Raw genomic sequence first — 19,416 nt, 5'->3', positions numbered from 1 at the left:
ATCCGCAGGATGGGGAACCTGCCTGCCCTGCTAGGGGTCATAGCCTCACTTTTGTTGGCCCGCTTTTTTGGAGAGTTCTCGCTATGTTAAAAACGTTGATGGTCGCACTGGCCGGTCTTGGCCTGTCTGCATCGGTAAGCGCTCAGGAGCTGGTCGAAGGCCAGCACTACACGCTGCTGGAGTCGCCGGTGGCGACCCAGGTAGACGATGACCAGATCGAAGTGACCGAAGCGTTCTGGTTTGGCTGCCCGCACTGCTACCGGCTGCAAACGTCCGTGAACGAGTGGTACGAGACGCTGGACGATGACGTGAGCATCGTGAAAATGCCGGCCACCATGGGCGGTGACTGGAATACCCATGCGACGGCCTTCTATGCCGCTCAGTCGCTGGGTATCGAAGAAGAGCTGCATCAGGACTTCTTCGACGCCATTCACCAGGATGGCCTCTCGCTGACCGAGGCAGACGACATCGCCGAGTTCTTCTCTGATTACGGCGTGAGCGAAGAAGAGGCCGAAAAAGCGCTGACGGCGTTCAGCGTGCGCAGCGAGGTCAACAAGGCTAACAGCCGTATGCGTGACATGCGCCTGATGGGTGTGCCCGCGCTGATCGTGGATGGCCGTTACGTGGTATCGCCTCAGTCGGCCGGCAGCCTGGAAAACATGCCGCAAATCGCCGATGCGCTGATCGAGAAAGTTCGCAGCGAGCGTGCGCAATAACGGTGCTTGAGCACGGCCACACGGGCGGGCCAACCCGCTCGCCCGGGGCGCTGCCCACCTCTGCGTTGCTGGAGCGCGGCCAACTTCGGCTGCTGACCTTCAACCTGCAGGTGGGTATTCAAACGTCTGCCTATCACCACTACCTCACGCGGAGCTGGCAGCACGTGTTGCCCAACCCGCAGCGCCTCAAGCGATTAGCGCTGGTAGGTAGCGTGTTAGAGCAGTTCGACGTAGTGGGGTTGCAAGAGGTCGATGGCGGCAGCTTTCGCTCCAGCCGGGTCAACCAAGTGGAGTATTTGGCGGCACAAGCCAAGTTTCCTCATTATTTCCAGCAGCTTAACCGCAACTTAGGCCAATTCGCCCAGCACAGCAACGGTCTGCTCTCCCGCTTGACGCCTAGCCATATCGAAGAGCATCGGTTACCGGGCATGCTGCCTGGGCGCGGTGCGATTCACGTTCGCTACGGTGACGGTCCCGACGCGCTGCATATCTTCGTGGCGCATTTGGCGCTCAGCCACCGTGGTCGCGTGCGTCAGCTCGACTACCTGAGCGACATCATCGAGCCGCTGCGGCACGTGGTGGTGATGGGCGACTTGAACTGCACGCCTGAGCAGCTTCACGCCCACGAGCGGTTTAGCACGTCGCTGCCGCTGCACCCTGTGAAGCCGCTACTGAGCTACCCCTCTTGGCAGCCGCGCCGCGCGTTGGATCATATTCTGCTCTCGCAAACCCTGGAGGCCGCAGAGGTGCGCGTGCTGGATCATCTCTTCTCCGATCATCTGCCGATCGCGGTGGATTTACCGCTGCCAGCGCCGTGTCTCGCGACAATTCGCGCAAGCGTTAAACAATAAGCCGCACGAGCGGCTGTCGGGCGCTGCATTGTCCGCGTATATGCGCTATTGTCTGGGGCGCTGACTCCCCTTAGCCGTTTTACGCGAGACACTTCCATGTCGGACACAACACAACTACCTGCGTTTATCGGTGCGCTGGACCGCGCTTCGGAGTGGTTCGGGCGTACCCTTGCGTGGCTGATCATCATCATGATGTTGATTCAGTTCGCGATTGTACTGCTTCGCTATATGTTCAGTATCAACAGTATCTTCATGCAAGAGCTGGTGATGTACATGCACGCCAGCGTCTTCATGCTCGCGGCTGCCTACACCTTTCGCCACGATGGCCATGTCCGCGTCGATATTTTTTACCGCGGTATGACGCCTCGTCGTCAGGCGTTGGTGAACATTTTCGGCATTTTGCTGCTGCTGATTCCGGTGATGCTCTTCATCATCGCATCCAGCTATGGCTATGTGGCGAACTCCTGGCGCATTTTGGAAACCTCCTCGGATTACGGTGGCATACCGGCTGTTTTCGCACTGAAAACGCTGATTCCGGTGTTTGCCGTCCTGATGATCCTTCAGGGGCTGATCGAAGTCGTGCGCAATGGCTATGTCTTCACCGGGCGGATCACGCCTCCAGCCGCCGATGACCATCACCTTGAGGAGCGCGTTTGATGCTCGAATTTATGCCGCTTATTCTGTTTGCCGCCATCTGTATCGTGCTGATGTTCGGCTTTCCCGTGGCGCTATCGCTAGCGGGCACCGCGCTGCTGTTTGCCGGCATGGGCTTGGGCCTGGAAGCCGTGGGCATCGATGCCAACTTCGACAGTGGCTATCTAGCCGCGCTGCCCAATCGCCTGTACGGCATCATGACCAACCAGACGCTCTTGGCGGTACCCCTGTTCGTCTTGATGGGCGTGCTGCTGGAGAAATCCAAAGTCGCTGAAACGCTGCTGGATGCCATGGCGCTGCTGTTTGGCTCCATGCGCGGTGGCTTGGGGATTTCGGTCACGCTGGTGGGCATGCTGATGGCCGCGTCCACGGGCATCGTCGGGGCAACCGTGGTCACTATGGGACTGATGTCACTGCCCACCATGCTCAAGCGGGGCTACAGCACGTCGCTGGCCACCGGTACCATCTGTGCCACCGGCACGCTGGGACAGATTATTCCCCCCTCCATCGCCCTGGTGCTGCTGGGCGACGTTCTTTCGTCGGCCTACCAGCAGGCGCAGCTCGATATGGGCATCTTTAGCCCGAAAACGGTCTCTGTGGGCGATCTGTTCATGGGCGCACTGGTGCCGGGGTTGATCCTCGTCGTCATGTACATGATCTACGTGGGCTTGGTAGCGTTCTTCCGGCCCAGTATGGCGCCCGCGGCCGACCGCGAAGAGCTGATGGCCGAGCTTGGCCACACCTCGGGCCTGGGGATTTTGCTGCTCAAAGGCTTGGTGCCCCCGGTGGTGCTGATCGTAGCGGTGTTGGGCTCGATTTTGAGCGGCTTTGCCACACCCACCGAAGCCTCGGCCGTCGGGGCTTTTGGCGCGCTGGTGCTGGCGTTGGCCTATCGCCAGTTGGACTGGGCCACCCTGAAAGAGGTGCTGCGCTCGACGACCCACGTCACCACCATGGTGTTTCTGATCTTGATCGGCGCGGCGCTGTTCTCGCTGGTCTTCCGTGCTTACGGCGGTGAGCACATGGTCACCGAGCTGTTCGAGGGTATGCCGGGCGGCGTGATTGGCGCGACGATCATCGTCATGCTGGTGATCTTCCTCCTCGGCTTCATTCTCGACTTCATCGAAATCACTTTCGTGGTGGTGCCGATCGTCGGGCCGATTCTGCTGGCCATGGGGCTAGACCCGATCTGGCTAGGGATCATGATCGCTATCAACCTGCAGACCTCGTTCCTGACGCCGCCGTTCGGTTTCGCGCTGTTTTATCTGCGCGGCGTGGCGCCGCCTTCGGTGCCCACATCGGCCATTTATCGTGGCGTGGTGCCGTTTATCTTGATGCAGTTGGGCATGCTGCTGTTGCTGACCTTCTTCCCGCAATTGGCGACCTGGCTACCAACGCAGTTCTAAGAGGAGCTCAGTTGAAAAATAACCCTGCTATCAACGCAAGGGCGTGGCAACCTTAATCAAAAGCAGCCAAGCTGCAGACACACAATGGCTTGTAACAACCCGCCTGGCGGCAAACGTCAGGCGGGGTATTCCCTACCCATAACAGCAATAAAATAAGCAAGAGGGTTCACGCATGAAAGCCAAAGCACTGCCTGTCGCCATTGCCATGACGACCGCTCTTTCTGCCAGCCTGCTGGTCGTTTCCAGCTTCGATAACCAGGCCCAGGCACAAGAAGAGACCTTCCGCTGGAAAATGGTCACGTCCTGGCCGAAAAACTTCCCCGGTGTAGGCCAAGGCCCTGAGCGGCTCTCCCAGCTCGTCGAGGAGATGTCCGATGGCCGCTTGACCATCGAAGTCTTCGGAGCGGGGCAGCTCGTACCAGGGTTCGAAGTGTTCGACGCCGTGTCGGATGGCACCGCCGAGTTGGGCCACTCCGCCTCCTACTACTGGAAAGGCAAAGCGCCAGCGGCACAGTTTTTCGCCGCCGTACCGTTTGGCATGAACGCTCAGGAAATGAACGCCTGGCTCAGCTACGGCGGTGGCATGGAGCTGTGGAACGAGCTTTACGATGAGTTCGGTGTCGACGTATTGGTTGCCGGTGCCTCCGGTGTCCAGATGGGTGGCTGGTACAACAAAGAGATCAACTCGGTGGACGATCTGGAAGGCTTGAAAATGCGCATGCCGGGTCTGGGGGGCGAGGTGATGAGCCGCATGGGCGTGGCGATCGTCAACATGCCCGGCGGTGAAATCTTCACGTCGCTGCAGTCCGGTGCCATCGACGCCACCGAATGGATCGGCCCTTACAACGATCTCGCCTTCGGCTTGCACCAAGCGGCCGATTACTACTACTACCCCGGCTGGCACGAGCCGACGGTGATGTTCGAAGCCATCGTGAACGAAGAGGCGTGGGCCGAACTGCCCGCTGATCTTCAAGCGATTCTGCGCACGGCCATCAGCGACATCAACCAAAGCGTTTTAGATGAGTACACCGCTCGTAACAACGATGCGCTGGAAACCCTAGTCAACGAGCACGAGGTGGAACTGCGCCGCATTCCTGACGATGTACTGGCACAAGCCCGCGAACATTCGGCCGACGTCGTGGGTGAGCTGGCTGCGTCCAGCGAGCTGGCGACCCGTATCTACGACTCCTATCGGGAGTTCCAGGATAAAGTCGAGGATTACCACGCGATTTCCGAGCAGGCGTACTACAACGCCCGCAATCCGGAAGGCGATACCACTCAGTAACGTCAGCTCTTTCCAGGCCGCCTTCGGGCGGCCTTTTCGTATCCGTCGATTAAAGCAGCGTAAGTGGCGCGGCTTGGGTATCCTATGGCTGATACTGTTCTGCCGTGTAAGGTGCTCTATGTCTACCCCCGCTAACTCGATGCCGACCGAACCTCGCCTGCGTAATGTGCTGACCATTGCAGGGTCCGACCCCTCCGGTGGCGCGGGGCTGCAGGGCGACCTCAAGACATTTTCCGCGCTCGGTGTGTATGGCACGAACGTGATCACGGCGGTGATTGCCCAGAATACCTGCGGCGTGGCCTCGGTGTACCCCGTGTCTCCCCAAGCCATTCGTGAGCAGCTCGAGCATTTGTTGAGCGATGTGACCATCGATGCGGTGAAAATCGGCATGGTGGCCAGTCGCGACGTGGCGGAGGTCATCGCCGACGTATTGCGCCAACAGCGCCCGCGCTGGATCGTACTCGATCCGGTAATGGTGGCGAAGAGCGGCGATATCCTGGTCGATAACGCGGGCATTCGTGCCGTGCGGGAGGTGCTGGTACCGCTGGCCGACGTGATTACCCCCAACCTGCCGGAAGCTGCCGTGCTGCTGGATGCTCCCGCCCCTGCGAGTTTGGATGAGATGGAAGCGCTGCTGCCCAAGCTGGTGGCGTTGGGCGCCCCCTTTGTGGTGCTGAAAGGCGGCCATTTACGCGGTGATACTTGCCCGGATCTGTTGGCCACCCCCAACGGTCACCAGTGGTTACCGGCTTCCCGCATTGCCACCGAGAACCTGCATGGCACGGGCTGCGCGCTCTCGTCTGCGATCGCCGCCTGTCTGGCAAAGCTGCCGGAAGTAGCTGAGGCAGACGCGCCAGAGCAGGCCATTACCGACGCGAAGCAGTGGCTGCATAGCGCACTGGCGGCCAGCCACCGCTTGGCGGTCGGCAAAGGGCGCGGTCCGGTACACCACTTCCATGCGTGGTGGTAAGCCGCCGGGGCAGAGTCTCCTTGCGGGATAGGGCAACGGGCACCATGCTGAAGGGTGCCCGTTTGTTTGCCTATGAGGCTGAGCCATTCGGCCAAGGAGCTGCTCATGTCCCGCACGCTGCTATTTGCCACCGACCTCTCCCAGGAAAATCGCGCGGCCTTTGCCCGAGCATTGCGCCTCGCCCATCAACAGGGAGCGCAGCTGGATGTGCTCCACGTGCTCGACCCCTACCTTCCTCACCGAATGCTGCATGACCTTGAGCGAGCGGTGAGCGATGACATCAGCGCCACGCTCACCGATCTTCGGGAGGATTACGCGCTCGAACTTCCTGCGCTAATGATCCAAACGGTGGTGGGCGACGCACACGTGGAGATCGTTCGGGAGGCCCATGAGCGTCACGCTTCGTTGATCGTTCTGGGCATGCACCGCAAGCGCGGTCAGAAAGATCTGCTCTATGGCACGACCTTGATGCGTATTCTGCGCAGCGCCCCTTGCCCCGTGGTGGTGGCGTCCTATCTACCGACGCAGCCGTGGCAGCATATCGTGGTACCCATCGACTTCTCGCTTACCGCACGACAAACCCTGAAAGAGGCGCTGATCCGCTTTCCTGAAGCCCAGCTGACCCTACTACATGCGTGGAACCTGCCGGGTGAACGGGAGTTGGGTAACCAAGCGTTTTATGCACAGTGGCGCGATCATGAGGTCGCTCGCCTACGGGAGGCGTTGGACAACGAGGTCGAAAGCCTCATGCGCGATCTGGACGGTGTCCCCGACATCGAGCTGGTGCTGGAGCCGGGCCAGCCCTGCGACGTGCTCCACGACTACATCAAACGGCACTCGCCAGAGCTGGTCATGTTGGGTAGCCGCAGCCGACCGCATCATCCCAACCCACTCACCGACATGCTGCTGAGCGAACCCCATTGTGACGTCATGGTGTGTCGACCCTGGTAACTGAAAAACTCGTCGTACGGTTGGTTGTACGGAACCTTTATGGATAAGGTGTGTATGTATAGCTGTGCGTTATGCCAGCCAAGCCAATAAGGGAGGACGACACCGTGCAACGACGTCATATGCCAGCGCTGCTATCGGCCGCGCTATGGATGGGAGCGGCGCTATTATCCAGCAGTGCCGCCGCCGAGAGCGTGACCGAGCGGGGGGAGCGCTTTGAGCGCGTGGTCGAAGAGAATGGCCAGCGCTATACCCTGCTGGGGAGCGGCGTATTCCGTTACATGATCTGGACCGCTTACGCAGGTGCTTACTATCAGTTGGAGGGCGAACGCGACCCTCAACCGCTCAGCGATGTGCCCCGGCGGCTAGAACTCGCCTATTTCCATGACATCGCCGCCGAGGATTTCGCAGATGCGACCGAAAAGACCCTCAGCGACTCGCTCACGCTCTACGAATTCAATCAGGTGAAAGAGAATCTGGAGCAGCTAAAGCGGCAGTATCGCGACGTGGCACCCGGCGACCGCTATCTGTTGAGCTGGGATGGCGAGCAGTTACGCCTCGCTCTCAACGGTGAGACGCTCTACGAGGACAGCAGCGCCGAGTTTGCCAGCGCGATGTTCGGTATTTGGCTGGGCGAGCGCCCGCTAGGTGACGAGTTTCGCGATGCGCTACTGGGCGTGAACGGATAGACGCAGACCTCGCGCCATCACGCTTGGGCCAGCCCTCGCCTCGGTTTACACTCGCCCCCTTCGATAGGCCAAGTGAAGGGACGAAGGGGGCAGCGTGAAAGCACTGATTCAGCGGGTCAAGCACGCCAGCGTCACGGTGGAGGGCAGCACCATCGGTGCGATCGACCACGGGCTGCTGGCGCTGGTGGGCGTCGAGAAAGGCGATCGTGAAGCGGATGCCGATAAACTGCTGCACAAGCTACTGCACTATCGCGTGTTCAGCGATGACGCGGGCAAGATGAACCACAACCTGCAGCAGGCCGGGGGAGGATTGCTGCTGGTGTCGCAATTCACGCTCGCGGCCGATACGCGCAAGGGGCTGCGCCCCAGTTTTTCCAGCGCTGCGCCGCCTGAGGAGGGGCAACGTCTGTTTCATTACCTCGTCGATCAAGCGCGCGCTGCGTGGCCCCAGGTAGCCACCGGCCAGTTTGGCGCGGACATGCAGGTGACGCTTACGAACGATGGTCCGGTCACCTTCCTGCTGGAAAGCTAGCGTTCCTCAGGCACTTTCGCTGGCGAGCAGTTCGGCCTCCATGGCTTCTAGCGCCTCTTCGGCGGCCAGCCACGACTGCTCGGCGTCGTCTAGCTGCGCTTTGATCGTTGCCTGCTTGGCCAGCGCATCGGTCAGCTCTGCTTTGCGGGCGCTGTCGGTGTAGAGCTCAGGGTCGGCGAGTATGGTTTCGACCGCTTCCAGGGAGTGCTGCGCTGCTTCCATGGCCTTTTCTGCCTTGTCGCGCTCTTTTTTCAATGGGCGCAGCTTTTCGCGCAGCTCGGCTGCCGCTTTGCGGGCGGCTTTACGGTCGCTGCTGGGCTGTTGGCTCTGGCGTTCGTTCTTTTCGCTCCGCGCGTCGCGGCGGTTCTCTTCCAGACGCGCTTTGAGCCAGGCCCGATAATCCTCCAAGTCGCCGTCGAAGGGTTCGACCCGGTGGTCGGCGACTCGCCAAAACTCATCCACCGTGGCACGCAGCAGGTGACGGTCGTGGGAAACCAGAATGACCGTACCCTCGAAGCCCGCCAGCGCTTCGGTAAGCGCCTCGCGCATCTCTAAATCCAGGTGGTTGGTCGGCTCGTCCAGCAGCAGCAGGTTGGGCTTTTGCCAAGCGACCAGCGCCAGGGCCAGCCGCGCTTTCTCACCGCCTGAGAAGGTGGCGACCTCCCCGAAGGCATCGTCGCCCTTGAAACCGAAGCCGCCAAGAAAGTTGCGAATCTCTTGATCGCTGGCAGTGGGAGAGAGCCGCTGCACGTGGACGAACGGCGTCGTGGTCACGTCTAGCCCTTCCAACTGGTGCTGGGCAAAGTAGCCAATCGCTAAGTGCTCGCCGGGCACACGTTTGCCGTTCAATAGCGCTAGCTCGCCGGTGAGCGACTTGATGAGCGTGGATTTACCCGCCCCATTGGGGCCCAGCAGGCCAATGCGGCTACCGGGGAGCAGCGTAATGTTCACCTTGTCGAGCTGTGCGACATCGCCCGCCTGGCTGCGGTAGCCTAACGTGGCCTGGTCCAGCACCAGCAGCGGATGGGAGGTTTTATCGGCGGCCGGCAGGGTGAAGTGGAACGGTGAATCCACGTGGGCCATGGCAATATCTTCCATGCGCTCCAACATCTTGACGCGGCTCTGGGCTTGGCGCGCTTTGGTGGCTTTGGCCTTGAAGCGGGCGATAAAGCGCTCGATCTCTTCGCGGCGCGCCTGCTGTTTGGCCGCTTCCGCCTGCTGCAGCGCGAGTTTCTCCGCCCGCGTGCGCTCGAAGCGAGAGTAGTTGCCCCGATAAAGCTCCAGCGTTTGGTGATGCATGTGCACGATGTGATCGCAGACGGCATCGAGAAAGTCCCGGTCGTGGGAGATCAGCAGCAGCGTACCGGGGTAGCGGGTGAGCCACTGCTCTAGCCACAGCAGCGCGTCCAGGTCCAGGTGGTTGGTCGGCTCATCGAGCAGCAGTAAGTCGGACGGCATGAACAGCGTGCGGGCGAGGTTGACGCGCATCCGCCAGCCGCCGGAAAAGTCGGACAGGGGGCGGGTCATGTCTGCTTGTACAAAACCCAATCCCACCAGAAGCTGGGCAGCACGGGATTCGGCGGTGTAGCCATCCAGTGTCTCTATCAGCCCGTGTAGTTCTGCTTCGCGGTGCGCATCGCCCGCCTCTCGGGCGGCAAGCAGGTCGGCTTGCGCCTTCCGTAGCGCATGGTCGCCATCCAACACGTACTCGACGATGGGGCGATCCAGGGCCTCCACTTCCTGAGCCATGTGGGCGATTCGCTGACCGCCGCTCATCTCGACATCGCCTTGATCAGGGCCCAATTCGCCCAGCAGGAGTTTGAACAGGCTCGACTTACCGGCACCGTTGGCCCCAATGATGCCGGCCTTCACGCCGTTGTGAAGCGTAAGGTCGGCGTTTTCTAGGAGCGTTTGCGTGCCCCGTTGCAGGGCGACTTGGCGCAGTGCGATCATGTTTTCTCCCGAAAAAAGTGGGTAAACCAATGCGCGATTCTAACCGATTGCAGGGCTTGCAGCAGAGGCCGCTATGGGATTTTGCCTTGGCGTTGTATGCCAAGCCCGGCGTCGAGCAGGCCTGTCTCACCTTACAAGACGAGGCGGGCGTGGATGTGTGTGAACTGCTCTTTCACTGTTGGCTCTACCAGCATGGCCTGGCGGCCAAACCGGCGCCGCTCGACGCGATACGCGCTGAGCGTTTGGCTTGGCAGCAGCAGGTGACGGCCCCGCTGCGGGCACTGCGCCGTCGATTGAAGCCCGAGGCCGCCCAGAACGAGGCCATTGAAGCGCTGCGTGCGACCTTACAGCGTGCCGAGCTGCAGGCTGAGCGTGAAAACCTTCAACGTTGGCAGCAGTGGGCGCTCGCATCGTCGACAAATGACGTTCGTTTAACAAAAAGCGACATAAGCCAGCACAATGTTGCACAGTGGCTGCAAGATACGCTGTTTTCGGCACCGCTTGACAAACATTTTCCACAAGCGCAACGCGTGCGCGAAAGCACGACAACGGCACTTTTCACCCTGGCAAGCCAGCTTGACCGCTGTGAGCCACCACGCTAGCCTGAAATTAAGCTGTTTTTGAATAACCCGCGCTGGCCGCGCTGATATCGCCCGCTAACCCACAGCAATGAACGACGTTACTGCGTGTTAGCGGCTGAGAAAACGTGTAGCGGCATGGGATAGACAAAAATTAGATTCTAGCGCTCTCGTACGGCGCGCTTACCACTGCTAGGGGAACTCTGCATGAAGGCAAGCAAATTAGTTTCGACTCGTTCCGTTTCCACCAAGTTACTCACCACGGCGAGCGTAGGGGCTCTGCTGCTGGGCCTGAGCGCGACAGCCCAGGCGGATAACTGGCGTTACGCTCACGAAGAGTACGAAGGCGACGTGCAGGATGTATTCGCTTACGCGTTCAAAGAGTACATCGAAGAGAACTCTGACCACTCCGTACAAGTGTACCGTTTTGGCGAGCTGGGTGAGTCCGATGACATCATGGAGCAAACCCAAAACGGCATTCTCCAGTTCGTGAACCAGTCGCCTGGCTTCACTGGCGCACTGATCCCGGAAGCGCAAATCTTCTTTATTCCGTATCTGCTGCCGACCGACGAAGAGACCGTACTGACGTTCTTCGACGAGAGTAAAGCGATCAACGAAATGTTCCCGGAGCTTTACGCGGAGCAGGGTCTCGAACTTCTGAAGATGTACCCAGAGGGTGAAATGGTGGTCACCACCGACGAGCCAATCAGCTCGCCGGAAGACATGGATAACAAGAAAATCCGCACCATGACCAACCCGCTGCTGTCGGAAACCTACGACGCCTTTGGCGCGACGCCGACACCGCTGCCCTGGGGCGAAGTATACGGCGGCCTGCAGACCGGCATCATCGATGGCCAGGAAAACCCGATCTTTTGGATCGAGTCTGGCGGCCTGTATGAAGTGTCTCCGCACCTGACCTTCACCGGTCACGGCTGGTTCACCACCGCCATGATGGCGAACCAAGACTTCTACGAAGGCCTGTCCGATGAGGATAAAGAGCTGGTGCAGGAAGCCTCTGACGCGGCCTATGATCACACGATCGAGCACATCAAGGGTCTGGCTGACGAAGCACTCGCCAAGATTCAGGAAGCGTCCGACGAAGTGACCGTCACACGCTTGAACGAAGAGCAGATTCAAGCGTTCCGTGAGCGCGCGCCGCAGGTCGAAGATGCCTTCCTCGAAATGACGGGTGAGCGTGGCGCTGAGCTGCTGGAGCAGTTCAAGGCCGATCTCGAAGCCGTCAACAGTGAGTCCTAATGGGTTAGCGCGTTCGCGTTGATCAGATGACATCACGAAGGGGCAGCCAGCGCTGCCCCTTTTTTATTGTTCGCCCAGGCAGCGAAAAAACACGTGCTTTCGCGTTGGAACACAGAAAAATCTACGTCCATCCAGCGTTGAAGCGAAAAGAGTCATTACCCGTTACGCTACAAAATGAGCAAGGCCGAACCTACTCCGTTCGGTGTCAGTGATGGGAATGTCGCGTCGCGGATCGAGCAAGCGACCACGCTGCGTTTAAAGGAGAACGGCCATGTCCGAAGAAGAGTCCGAAAAGAATTACCGGTCGGGTTTGCCCGGTGTATTGGGAGTGATCGACACTGCAATTAGCAAAATCGAGTCAGTCATACTGGCGATGGGGGTTTTGCTAATGGCGCTGAACACGGTCACCAACGTCATTGCCCGCTTCGTATTCGGCAATAGCATCATGTTTTCAGGTGAGCTAAACCGTATCCTGATCATCATGATCACCTTTGCGGGTATTGGTTATGCCGCCCGTCACGGTCGCCATATTCGCATGTCGGCGATTTACGACGCGCTGCCGGTGGGTGGGCGCAAAGTGTTGATGATCGGCATTGCGTTCTTTACCTCGCTGGTGATGTTCTTCCTGCTTTATTACTCCGTGGTGTACATCCTCGACTTGTATAGCAAAGGGCGCGTACTTCCGTCTCTGGGCTTGCCGGTGTGGATCATTTACGTCTGGGTACCCATGGGCTTTTTGATTACCGGGATTCAATACCTGCTGACCGCCATTAAAAACCTTTCCACTCGGGACGTTTACCTCTCCACCGGGGTCGTGGACGGCTACAAAGATACCGAAACAGAAGTGTAACGCAGGGATTGCACCCTAGGGGAACGCTATGACGACGATAATGGTAGTCACCATGATTGCCCTGCTGCTGCTGGGCTTTCCAATGATGATCCCGCTGATCACCGCTGCGGTGATCGGCTTCTATATGATGTTCAACGGTTTTGGCCAGATGGATACGCTGATTCAGCAGATGATGGCGGGCATACGTCCGGCGTCGCTGATTGCCGTGCCGATGTTCATTCTCGCTGCCGACATCATGACCCGAGGGCAGTCGGCTAACCGCCTCATCGATATGGTGATGTCCTTCATTGGCCATATCAAAGGCGGCTTGGCGGTCAGTACCGCGGCCTCTTGTACGCTGTTTGGTGCCGTGTCGGGGTCGACCCAGGCCACCGTGGTCGCGGTGGGCTCACCGCTGCGCCCGAAGATGCTTAAAGCGGGCTACTCGGACCCCTTTACGCTGGCGCTGATTATCAATGCCAGCGACATTGCCTTTTTGATCCCGCCCAGCATCGGCATGATTATTTATGGGGTCATTTCCGGTACGTCGATCGGCGAGCTGTTCATCGCCGGTATCGGGCCGGGGCTTCTGATTTTGTTCATGTTCTCCACTTACTGCATCATTTACGCCATCGTGAAGGACGTGCCCACCGAAGAGCGCGCGAGCTGGAAAGAGCGTGCTACGGCCGTGCAAAAAGCGCTCTGGCCGCTGGGCTTTCCGGTGATCATCGTCGGTGGGATCTATGGCGGTATCTTCAGCCCCACCGAAGCGGCGGCCGCCTGCGTGCTGTATGCCGTGCTGTTGGAGTTCGTCGTTTTCCGCTCGCTGAAAATGCGCGACATCTACGCCATTGCTAAATCCACCGGCCTGATTACCGCTGTGGTGTTCATTCTGGTGGCCGTCGGCAACGGCTTCTCGTGGATCATCTCGTTCGCGCAGATTCCTCAGGCGATTCTCGAGGCCGTCGGGGTCAACGAGGCCGGGCCCACGGGCGTACTGATCGCCATCTGTATTTCGTTCTTCGTGGCATGTATGTTCGTCGACCCCATCGTGGTCATTCTGGTGCTAACGCCGATTTTTGCACCGGCGATTGCGGCCACCGGGCTCGACCCGGTCCTGGTGGGTATTCTGATTACCCTGCAGGTCGCGATAGGCTCGGCCACGCCACCCTTTGGCTGCGATATCTTTACCGCTATTGCGATCTTCAAGCGCCCCTACTGGGAGGTGATCAAAGGGACGCCACCGTTCATCTTTATGCTGATTCTGGCGGCGGCCCTGCTGATCATGTTCCCGCAAATTGCGCTGTTCCTGCGTGATGTTGCCTTCCGTTAAGCAGTCACAAGGAGAACGCGGATGTTCAATCGCATTCTGATTCCCGTCGATGGCTCCAAGGGGGCCATCAAAGCGCTCGAAAAAGCCGTTGGGCTGCACATGCTTACCGGGGCTGAGCTCTATCTGCTGTGCGTGTTCAAACACCATAGCCTGTTGGAAGCGTCGCTCTCCATGGTGCGTCCCAACCGTCTGGATATTCCTGATGACGCGCTCAAAGAGTACGCCACCGAGATTGCCGTGCACGCCAAGTCCCATGCCATCGAGCTGGGCGCCGACAGCGTTCGCGTGCGGGCTTTTGTCAAAGGCGGACGTCCCTCCCGCACCATCGTGCGCTTTGCTCGTAAGCGGGAGTGCGATCTGATCGTGATTGGCGCACAGGGAACCAACGGGGAAAAGAATTTGCTGCTAGGCAGCGTTTCCCAACGCGTGGCCGGGGCCGCGCATTGCCCGACGTTAGTGGTCTAATGTGAGGCCATCAGGCTAAACCTCTACGCAACCGCGTGGTCCGAAGAGCACCCGTCGTTTCAGGTAATGCAGCCTGAGGCGGCGGGTGTTAGTCTTTGAGGCACCCAAAAACATTTGGCGCGCTGCGCCGCTGGATAAGGTTTTTTCCATGAAAGCATTACTCTCTTCTACCGCGCTCACTGGCCTGCTGCTGGTGGCGCCGTTTGCCGCCGCCGCTCCGGAAACCGACGAGCAGCGCTTGGCGTATAGCCTGGGCGTGACCCTGGGCGAAAGCATGCAGGCAGACATCGACGATCTCGATCTGGATGCGTTCACCGATGGTATGCGCGATGTCTTTGATGGCAACGAGCTAGCGATGAACGAAGAAGAGATGATGGAAGCGCTGATGGCCTTCCAAGAGCGTTCGATGGAAGCACGCGAGCAGGAGGCCGCCGAGCTGGCCCAGTCGAACCTGGAAGAGGGACAAGACTTCCTGGCCGACAATGCCGAGCGTGACGAGGTCGAAGTGACCGAGTCGGGCCTGCAGTACGAAGTGATCGAATCCGGTGACGGCGCCACACCAGGGCCCGAAGACACCGTCGAAGTGAACTACGAAGGCATGCTGCTGGATGGCACCGTGTTCGATAGCTCCTTCGAGCGTGGCGAGTCGGTGAGCTTCCAGGTCAACCAGGTGATCGAAGGCTGGCAAGAAGCGCTGCAGCTCATGAGCGTGGGTGATAGCTGGATGCTCTACATTCCGGCGGATCTCGCCTACGGCGAACGCGGTCAGGGTCCGATCGGCCCGAACGAAATGCTGACCTTCCGCGTCGAACTACTAGGCATCGAATAAGCCATGGGCATGGCCGTTCGTCAGCGCCGCTGGATGGCGGCGCTTATTGTCTTGGGTAGCAGCGCTGCCCATGCCCAAGAAGAGACGCCTGGCTTACCTGCGCTGGCGGCAGCGAGCGATCAGGCGAGCGTGGTGGGCGTCTCCTCAGGGGGCTACATGGCCACTCAGCTCGCGGTAGCGTGGCCCGAGCGTTTTAGCGGGTTGGGTGTCCTGGCGGCTGGACCGTGGGGCTGTGCGCAGGGGGCATTAAGTACGGCCCTCAATCAGTGCATGATGACCCGACGTGGCTTGCCGTCTTTGGACGAGCTGGCGCAGCGCCGCGAGCGCTACGCAGAGATGGAGCAGGTAGGCAGCCAAGAGGCGCTTCGCCAGCTTCGCGCCTTCGTGTGGCATGGCGCGTCAGACGAAACGATCTCGCCTGCGCTGGGCGATCTGCTCGCGCAGCAGTGGCAGCGCTGGCTAGCGGACCCGGAGCAGCAGCTACGTTTCGTTCAGCGGGACAACACCGGACACGGCTGGCCAGTGGCAATGCCCAACGACGCGTCCCTCGACCCGCAGTCGCTGGGCGACTGCCATAACGGCGGCGCTAGCCACCTGCTGGCCTGCGGCGACGACGTGGCGGGGGAGATGCAGGCGTGGCTTTATCCCGAGCGCGAGGCGAACGCCAGCGAAGGTGAGCTGTTGGCCTTTGACCAGTCTGACTTCGCAGTGAAGGGCTTTGCCGATACGGGCTATCTGTTCGTGCCCGAGGCGTGTGAAGCGGGCGGCTGCCCGGTTACCGTGGCGCTGCACGGTTGCCAGATGAACGCAGAGACTATTGGGGATACGTTCGTGCGTTACAGCGGTTTGAACCGCTGGGCGGCGGAACATGCCCAGGTGGTGCTGTATCCACAGGCGGAGAGCAGTATGGCCAATCCGCAAGCGTGCTGGGACTGGTGGGGGTTCGCGGAGAGTACGTGGCAGATCAATCCGCTACACGATACCCGCGATGGCACCCAGGCGCAGGCGCTGATGGCCATGTTGGACCGCCTGCAGGCCGATCAGACGAGCGAAACGTCCTCAGACCGCTAAGGTATCCAGCCACGGCGCCACGGTCGTTTGAAGGACGGTTTCGTCACGATGAGCCGCTAAGCTCGCTCTCCAACGCCGAAACTAACCCGTGTGGCGTTGGGGAGTAGAGCACCCGCTGCAGGATCTCCCCATCGCGGTTGACCAAAAACAGTGACGCACTGTGGTCGATGGTATACGCCATGGCCGACTCTGGTGCGTCGACCCGCCGCCAAATCACCCCGTAGCGCTCAGCGACATCGGTCAGCTGTGCTTGGCTACCCACCAAGCCAATGAACTCTTCGCCGAAGAACTGCATATACTCGCTCATCCGGTCGAGCGTATCGCGTTCTGGATCTACCGTAATCATGACAGGCACCACCCGTTCACGCTGGGTATCGCTCAATTGCGCCAGGGCCTGGCGTTTGACCGCCTGGTTCATGGGGCAGACATCAGGGCAGTAGGTGTAACCGAAGGAGACGATGGCAATCTCGTCGTCGCCGAGCTGAGCCAGGGAGAAGTCGCCTTGTGTCGACGGCATGGCGATGGGACCGCCTGTCGGTTCGTCGGGATCCTCACCTGCGCGGAGTTGGTACAGGCCAACGCTTGCCACGACCAGTAGAAGGGCAAGTAGGGCGATGCCTAGCCACAGTGGCTTGCGTATTGCCATGTGCTTAACTCCTTGTCACGTCGAAATCGAACCAGCTACCCAGCTTACCGTCCGGCGTTTCCAGAATGACCCGCGCCCGCCAAGGCATGACGGCTTGCGTACACACGCCGACTTGCCCCTGACCGTGAAAGTGGCCCGGCGCCGTGGCGGTGAGCGCGAAGCGGTTGAGCCCCATGTCCATGCCGCGACCCACAAAATCGACCGTCACTTGGTTAGGGGCTACGCCCTCTACCTCGACATCCAGCGGCAGCACTTCCAGTGCCTCGATGCGGCCGTCGGTATCGATGGCTAGCGTGAGATGGCCTTTGTCGCCCAGCGTTACCGAACAGGGCGTTTGATGCAAATTGCATTCACCGCTGGGGGAGAACCACACGATATCGCTATCGTCGCGCAGCCAGTTAGCAAAGACGTACCACGTGCATGCGGCCAGCGCGAGGCCAGTCACCAGGATAAGCACTTTGAGCGCTGGAAAACCCGTCACCTCGACAGGTTTAAGCAAATTCTTCATGGCAGAATAGTCGCTACGCAGGCCATAAGGCGGGAAATTTGTTTCATGGTATGCAATTCATGGTAACAGCTATCCCGCAGATGTCGCTGTGCTGGGATGTCGCACTTGATAAGGAATAACAATGGAGAGCATTACCGGAGCGTTAGGGCCGCTGTTTTTATTGATTTTATTGGGCGCCGCCTTGGGAGCGGGCCGCTGGCCGAGCGTCGAATTTTGGGCGCAGATGGAGCGGCTGATCTATTTCGTGCTGTTCCCGGCCATGCTGATCGGCACGCTGGCAACGGCCGACGTGAGCCAAGTGCCCGTCGGTCGATTAGCGCTGGCGCTGCTGGGAGCGATGGTGCTGTTTGGCCTGCTGCTGTGGCATTTTCGCGCCTGGTTGGCACTCGACGCGCCGGCGTTCACCTCGGTGTTTCAAGGGGCCGTGCGTTTCAACACGTACGTGGGCGTGGCAGGGGCGGCGGCGCTGCATGGCTCGTTGGGGGCCACCACGGCAGCGGTGGCCGTGGCGCTCATGGTGCCTGTGGTGAACGTTATGTGCGTGGCCAGTTTCGTGGCGGCGGGCACGTTGGGTAGCGCAAGTCTGGGCAAGAGCGCGTTGGCATTGGCGAAAAATCCGCTCATTTTGGCGTGTCTGGCCGGTATTGGGCTGAATCTTAGCGGTATTGGCCTGCCTGGATGGAGCGAGGCGACCGTCTCGCTGCTGGGGCGCGCAGCCTTGCCGCTGGGCCTAGTGGCCGTGGGCGTGGCGCTCAGGCCCATGGCGCTGCTGCGTCTTGACCGTGGCGTGATCGCCACAAACGCGATCAAGCTGCTGCTGATGCCCGCCTTGGTACTGCTGTTGGCGTGGCTACTGAGGCTCGACCCCGTGAGCCGAGACGTCGCGCTGCTGTTTGCCGCGCTGCCCACGGCGACCTCGGCCTACATTCTTGCCCGTCAGTTGGGAGGTAATGCGGAATTAATGGCAGCCATCATTACCGGACAAACGCTGCTCGCCATGCTGACGCTGCCGTTGTGGCTCCAGCTCATCAGTTGATCTAAAAAAATAAATAAAAAGTATTCGCATTTGTGTTGACGGGGTAAATGAGAATGATTATATTGTGATGGTCAGCGTTTGATGAGACGCTGGCAACCACGACAGAAACCGCCAGTTTCCTGTCATGGTTTCTCCCTCTCATTGCTAGTCACGGTCTTTTGCCGCTCCCCCATGGAGCGGCTTTCTTTTTTTGGGGCTCCTGTAGTGTCTTCCCGTGATTTACGATACGGATTCATGACCTCGATGGGAGACCACTATGCAGCTCTACCTCAATACTTCTTCCCCCTACGCTCGTGTGGTACGGATCTGCCTGTATGAAAAAGGGCTGATGGCACACACTGAGCTTTGCTGGTGCGACCCCTGGGCGGCGGATAGCGAGCTTTTAAAGATTACCCCGCTGAGTCGTATTCCGACGCTGGTGACGGAAGGCGGCGAGGTGCTGACCGAATCGCTGCTGATTGCCCACTATCTGGATGCCGTGGGCGAAGGCGCGAAGCTGCTACCAGCGGACGGTTTAGCGGACACCCTGGCGCTGGCGGGGTTGGGGCAGGGCTTGATGGAGGCGGCGTTTAACGTGGTGATTGGCCGCAAGCATGGTGGGCCAGACGTGGATGAGACGCTGTTAGGAAGCCGGCGGTTAAAAGCGATTGAGCGCACGCTGGTGACGCTGGAAGCGCACCCTAGCGTGCTGGCCGGTCATACCCAGCGCACGCTAGGGGCGATTGTGGTCGCTGTCGCCTTGGCGTACCTCAGCTTTCGCTTACCGGCCTTTGAGTGGCCGAACCGCTTTCCACGGCTGCAGGCGTGGTTTGCCAAGGTGGCCGAGTGCGACAGCTTTGCACTCACGGCGTTTGAGTAAG

Annotated in this window: 21 protein-coding genes; 18 read left to right on the top strand and 3 right to left on the bottom strand. The window is 59.7% G+C overall.

The window, feature by feature from the left end:
- Positions 1-83 precede the first annotated feature (83 nt).
- The 9 genes from AB6K10_RS02705 (at position 84) to dtd (ending at position 8,051) form a co-directional block, all read left to right on the top strand.
- Complete coding sequence (locus tag AB6K10_RS02705) at positions 84-716, top strand: thiol:disulfide interchange protein DsbA/DsbL (RefSeq protein WP_339117949.1); 633 nt, start codon at positions 84-86, stop codon at positions 714-716.
- Positions 717-718: 2 nt separating this feature from the next.
- Positions 719-1,567, top strand: coding sequence for an endonuclease/exonuclease/phosphatase family protein (locus AB6K10_RS02700; RefSeq protein ID WP_339117948.1), 849 nt, complete (start codon positions 719-721; stop codon positions 1,565-1,567).
- Between the two features lie 96 nt (positions 1,568-1,663).
- Entirely contained in the window at positions 1,664-2,224 is a 561-nt protein-coding gene (locus AB6K10_RS02695; protein WP_339117947.1) for a TRAP transporter small permease subunit, read from the top strand.
- Entirely contained in the window at positions 2,224-3,627 is a 1,404-nt protein-coding gene (locus AB6K10_RS02690; protein WP_285263980.1) for a TRAP transporter large permease subunit, read from the top strand. Before AB6K10_RS02695 ends, AB6K10_RS02690 begins: the two co-directional genes overlap by 1 nt.
- A gap of 172 nt (positions 3,628-3,799) precedes the next feature.
- Positions 3,800-4,912 carry a TRAP transporter substrate-binding protein gene (locus tag AB6K10_RS02685; protein WP_159343537.1) on the top strand — a complete coding sequence of 371 codons (1,113 nt, stop codon included), beginning with the start codon at positions 3,800-3,802 and terminating at the stop codon, positions 4,910-4,912.
- A 139-nt stretch (positions 4,913-5,051) separates the two neighbouring features.
- A complete protein-coding gene (gene thiD, locus AB6K10_RS02680) occupies positions 5,052-5,882 on the top strand; it encodes a bifunctional hydroxymethylpyrimidine kinase/phosphomethylpyrimidine kinase (RefSeq protein ID WP_339119590.1) in 831 nt (276 codons plus the stop codon).
- Between the two features lie 105 nt (positions 5,883-5,987).
- On the top strand, positions 5,988-6,833 hold the full coding sequence (locus AB6K10_RS02675) for a universal stress protein (protein WP_339117946.1): 846 nt from the start codon (positions 5,988-5,990) through the stop codon (positions 6,831-6,833).
- A gap of 104 nt (positions 6,834-6,937) precedes the next feature.
- Positions 6,938-7,519 (top strand): chalcone isomerase family protein, encoded by a 582-nt coding sequence (locus AB6K10_RS02670; protein WP_285263978.1) that lies wholly within the window; start codon positions 6,938-6,940, stop codon positions 7,517-7,519.
- A gap of 94 nt (positions 7,520-7,613) precedes the next feature.
- Positions 7,614-8,051, top strand: a complete 438-nt coding sequence (gene dtd / locus AB6K10_RS02665) for a D-aminoacyl-tRNA deacylase (protein ID WP_159343535.1) — start codon at positions 7,614-7,616, stop codon at positions 8,049-8,051.
- A gap of 6 nt (positions 8,052-8,057) precedes the next feature.
- Here the strand turns inward: dtd and AB6K10_RS02660 are convergent, their stop codons facing one another.
- Entirely contained in the window at positions 8,058-10,004 is a 1,947-nt protein-coding gene (locus tag AB6K10_RS02660; protein WP_339117945.1) for an ATP-binding cassette domain-containing protein, read from the bottom strand.
- A 29-nt stretch (positions 10,005-10,033) separates the two neighbouring features.
- On the opposite strand from AB6K10_RS02660, the gene AB6K10_RS02655 reads away from it, so the two are divergent.
- From AB6K10_RS02655 to AB6K10_RS02625, 7 genes are all read left to right on the top strand, one after another.
- Positions 10,034-10,606 carry a TIGR02444 family protein gene (locus tag AB6K10_RS02655; RefSeq protein WP_285263975.1) on the top strand — a complete coding sequence of 191 codons (573 nt, stop codon included), beginning with the start codon at positions 10,034-10,036 and terminating at the stop codon, positions 10,604-10,606.
- A 183-nt stretch (positions 10,607-10,789) separates the two neighbouring features.
- Positions 10,790-11,839 (top strand): TRAP transporter substrate-binding protein DctP, encoded by a 1,050-nt coding sequence (dctP, locus tag AB6K10_RS02650; RefSeq protein WP_159343532.1) that lies wholly within the window; start codon positions 10,790-10,792, stop codon positions 11,837-11,839.
- Positions 11,840-12,110: 271 nt separating this feature from the next.
- Positions 12,111-12,689 carry a TRAP transporter small permease gene (locus tag AB6K10_RS02645; protein ID WP_159343531.1) on the top strand — a complete coding sequence of 193 codons (579 nt, stop codon included), beginning with the start codon at positions 12,111-12,113 and terminating at the stop codon, positions 12,687-12,689.
- A 28-nt stretch (positions 12,690-12,717) separates the two neighbouring features.
- The gene (locus tag AB6K10_RS02640) at positions 12,718-14,001 is read left to right on the top strand and encodes a TRAP transporter large permease (protein ID WP_159343530.1); all 1,284 of its coding nucleotides are present in this window, start codon (positions 12,718-12,720) and stop codon (positions 13,999-14,001) included.
- Positions 14,002-14,022: 21 nt separating this feature from the next.
- On the top strand, positions 14,023-14,466 hold the full coding sequence (locus tag AB6K10_RS02635) for a universal stress protein (protein WP_159343529.1): 444 nt from the start codon (positions 14,023-14,025) through the stop codon (positions 14,464-14,466).
- 148 nt (positions 14,467-14,614) lie between these two features.
- Entirely contained in the window at positions 14,615-15,295 is a 681-nt protein-coding gene (locus tag AB6K10_RS02630; protein ID WP_159343528.1) for an FKBP-type peptidyl-prolyl cis-trans isomerase, read from the top strand.
- A 3-nt stretch (positions 15,296-15,298) separates the two neighbouring features.
- Positions 15,299-16,366 carry a PHB depolymerase family esterase gene (locus AB6K10_RS02625; protein ID WP_285263974.1) on the top strand — a complete coding sequence of 356 codons (1,068 nt, stop codon included), beginning with the start codon at positions 15,299-15,301 and terminating at the stop codon, positions 16,364-16,366.
- A gap of 43 nt (positions 16,367-16,409) precedes the next feature.
- Here the strand turns inward: AB6K10_RS02625 and AB6K10_RS02620 are convergent, their stop codons facing one another.
- On the bottom strand, positions 16,410-17,012 hold the full coding sequence (locus AB6K10_RS02620) for an SCO family protein (protein WP_305947274.1): 603 nt from the start codon (positions 17,010-17,012) through the stop codon (positions 16,410-16,412).
- A 4-nt stretch (positions 17,013-17,016) separates the two neighbouring features.
- Positions 17,017-17,520 carry a hypothetical protein gene (locus tag AB6K10_RS02615; RefSeq protein ID WP_285263973.1) on the bottom strand — a complete coding sequence of 168 codons (504 nt, stop codon included), beginning with the start codon at positions 17,518-17,520 and terminating at the stop codon, positions 17,017-17,019.
- 121 nt (positions 17,521-17,641) lie between these two features.
- Between AB6K10_RS02615 and AB6K10_RS02610 the strand changes: the two genes are divergently transcribed.
- Together AB6K10_RS02610 and AB6K10_RS02605 are read left to right on the top strand one after the other, a co-directional pair.
- On the top strand, positions 17,642-18,556 hold the full coding sequence (locus AB6K10_RS02610; protein ID WP_305947276.1) for an AEC family transporter: 915 nt from the start codon (positions 17,642-17,644) through the stop codon (positions 18,554-18,556).
- A 256-nt stretch (positions 18,557-18,812) separates the two neighbouring features.
- Positions 18,813-19,415: a glutathione S-transferase family protein gene (locus AB6K10_RS02605; RefSeq protein ID WP_339117944.1), complete on the top strand. Its 603-nt coding sequence runs from the start codon at positions 18,813-18,815 to the stop codon at positions 19,413-19,415.
- The last annotated feature ends 1 nt before the right edge of the window (position 19,416 follow it).

The sequence above is a fragment of the Halomonas sp. BMC6 genome, from assembly GCF_964204995.1.
Classification (GTDB): Bacteria; Pseudomonadota; Gammaproteobacteria; order Pseudomonadales; family Halomonadaceae; genus Vreelandella.
Note: the sequence above shows the minus strand (reverse complement) of the source record. Positions and strands in the feature narration are given on the sequence as shown.

Excerpts from the sequence above, each read along its gene's own strand:
- AB6K10_RS02705 (WP_339117949.1), top strand. The coding sequence starts at position 84 with ATGTTAAAAACGTTGATGGTCGCACTGGCCGGTCTTGGCCTGTCTGCA.
- AB6K10_RS02695 (WP_339117947.1), top strand. The coding sequence starts at position 1,664 with ATGTCGGACACAACACAACTACCTGCGTTTATCGGTGCGCTGGACCGC.
- AB6K10_RS02690 (WP_285263980.1), top strand. The coding sequence starts at position 2,224 with ATGCTCGAATTTATGCCGCTTATTCTGTTTGCCGCCATCTGTATCGTG.
- AB6K10_RS02685 (WP_159343537.1), top strand. The coding sequence starts at position 3,800 with ATGAAAGCCAAAGCACTGCCTGTCGCCATTGCCATGACGACCGCTCTT.
- thiD (WP_339119590.1), top strand. The coding sequence starts at position 5,052 with ATGCCGACCGAACCTCGCCTGCGTAATGTGCTGACCATTGCAGGGTCC.
- AB6K10_RS02675 (WP_339117946.1), top strand. The coding sequence starts at position 5,988 with ATGTCCCGCACGCTGCTATTTGCCACCGACCTCTCCCAGGAAAATCGC.
- AB6K10_RS02660 (WP_339117945.1), bottom strand. The coding sequence starts at position 10,004 with ATGATCGCACTGCGCCAAGTCGCCCTGCAACGGGGCACGCAAACGCTC.
- AB6K10_RS02655 (WP_285263975.1), top strand. The coding sequence starts at position 10,034 with ATGCGCGATTCTAACCGATTGCAGGGCTTGCAGCAGAGGCCGCTATGG.
- dctP (WP_159343532.1), top strand. The coding sequence starts at position 10,790 with ATGAAGGCAAGCAAATTAGTTTCGACTCGTTCCGTTTCCACCAAGTTA.
- AB6K10_RS02645 (WP_159343531.1), top strand. The coding sequence starts at position 12,111 with ATGTCCGAAGAAGAGTCCGAAAAGAATTACCGGTCGGGTTTGCCCGGT.
- AB6K10_RS02640 (WP_159343530.1), top strand. The coding sequence starts at position 12,718 with ATGACGACGATAATGGTAGTCACCATGATTGCCCTGCTGCTGCTGGGC.
- AB6K10_RS02635 (WP_159343529.1), top strand. The coding sequence starts at position 14,023 with ATGTTCAATCGCATTCTGATTCCCGTCGATGGCTCCAAGGGGGCCATC.
- AB6K10_RS02630 (WP_159343528.1), top strand. The coding sequence starts at position 14,615 with ATGAAAGCATTACTCTCTTCTACCGCGCTCACTGGCCTGCTGCTGGTG.
- AB6K10_RS02625 (WP_285263974.1), top strand. The coding sequence starts at position 15,299 with ATGGGCATGGCCGTTCGTCAGCGCCGCTGGATGGCGGCGCTTATTGTC.
- AB6K10_RS02620 (WP_305947274.1), bottom strand. The coding sequence starts at position 17,012 with ATGGCAATACGCAAGCCACTGTGGCTAGGCATCGCCCTACTTGCCCTT.
- AB6K10_RS02615 (WP_285263973.1), bottom strand. The coding sequence starts at position 17,520 with ATGAAGAATTTGCTTAAACCTGTCGAGGTGACGGGTTTTCCAGCGCTC.
- AB6K10_RS02610 (WP_305947276.1), top strand. The coding sequence starts at position 17,642 with ATGGAGAGCATTACCGGAGCGTTAGGGCCGCTGTTTTTATTGATTTTA.
- AB6K10_RS02605 (WP_339117944.1), top strand. The coding sequence starts at position 18,813 with ATGCAGCTCTACCTCAATACTTCTTCCCCCTACGCTCGTGTGGTACGG.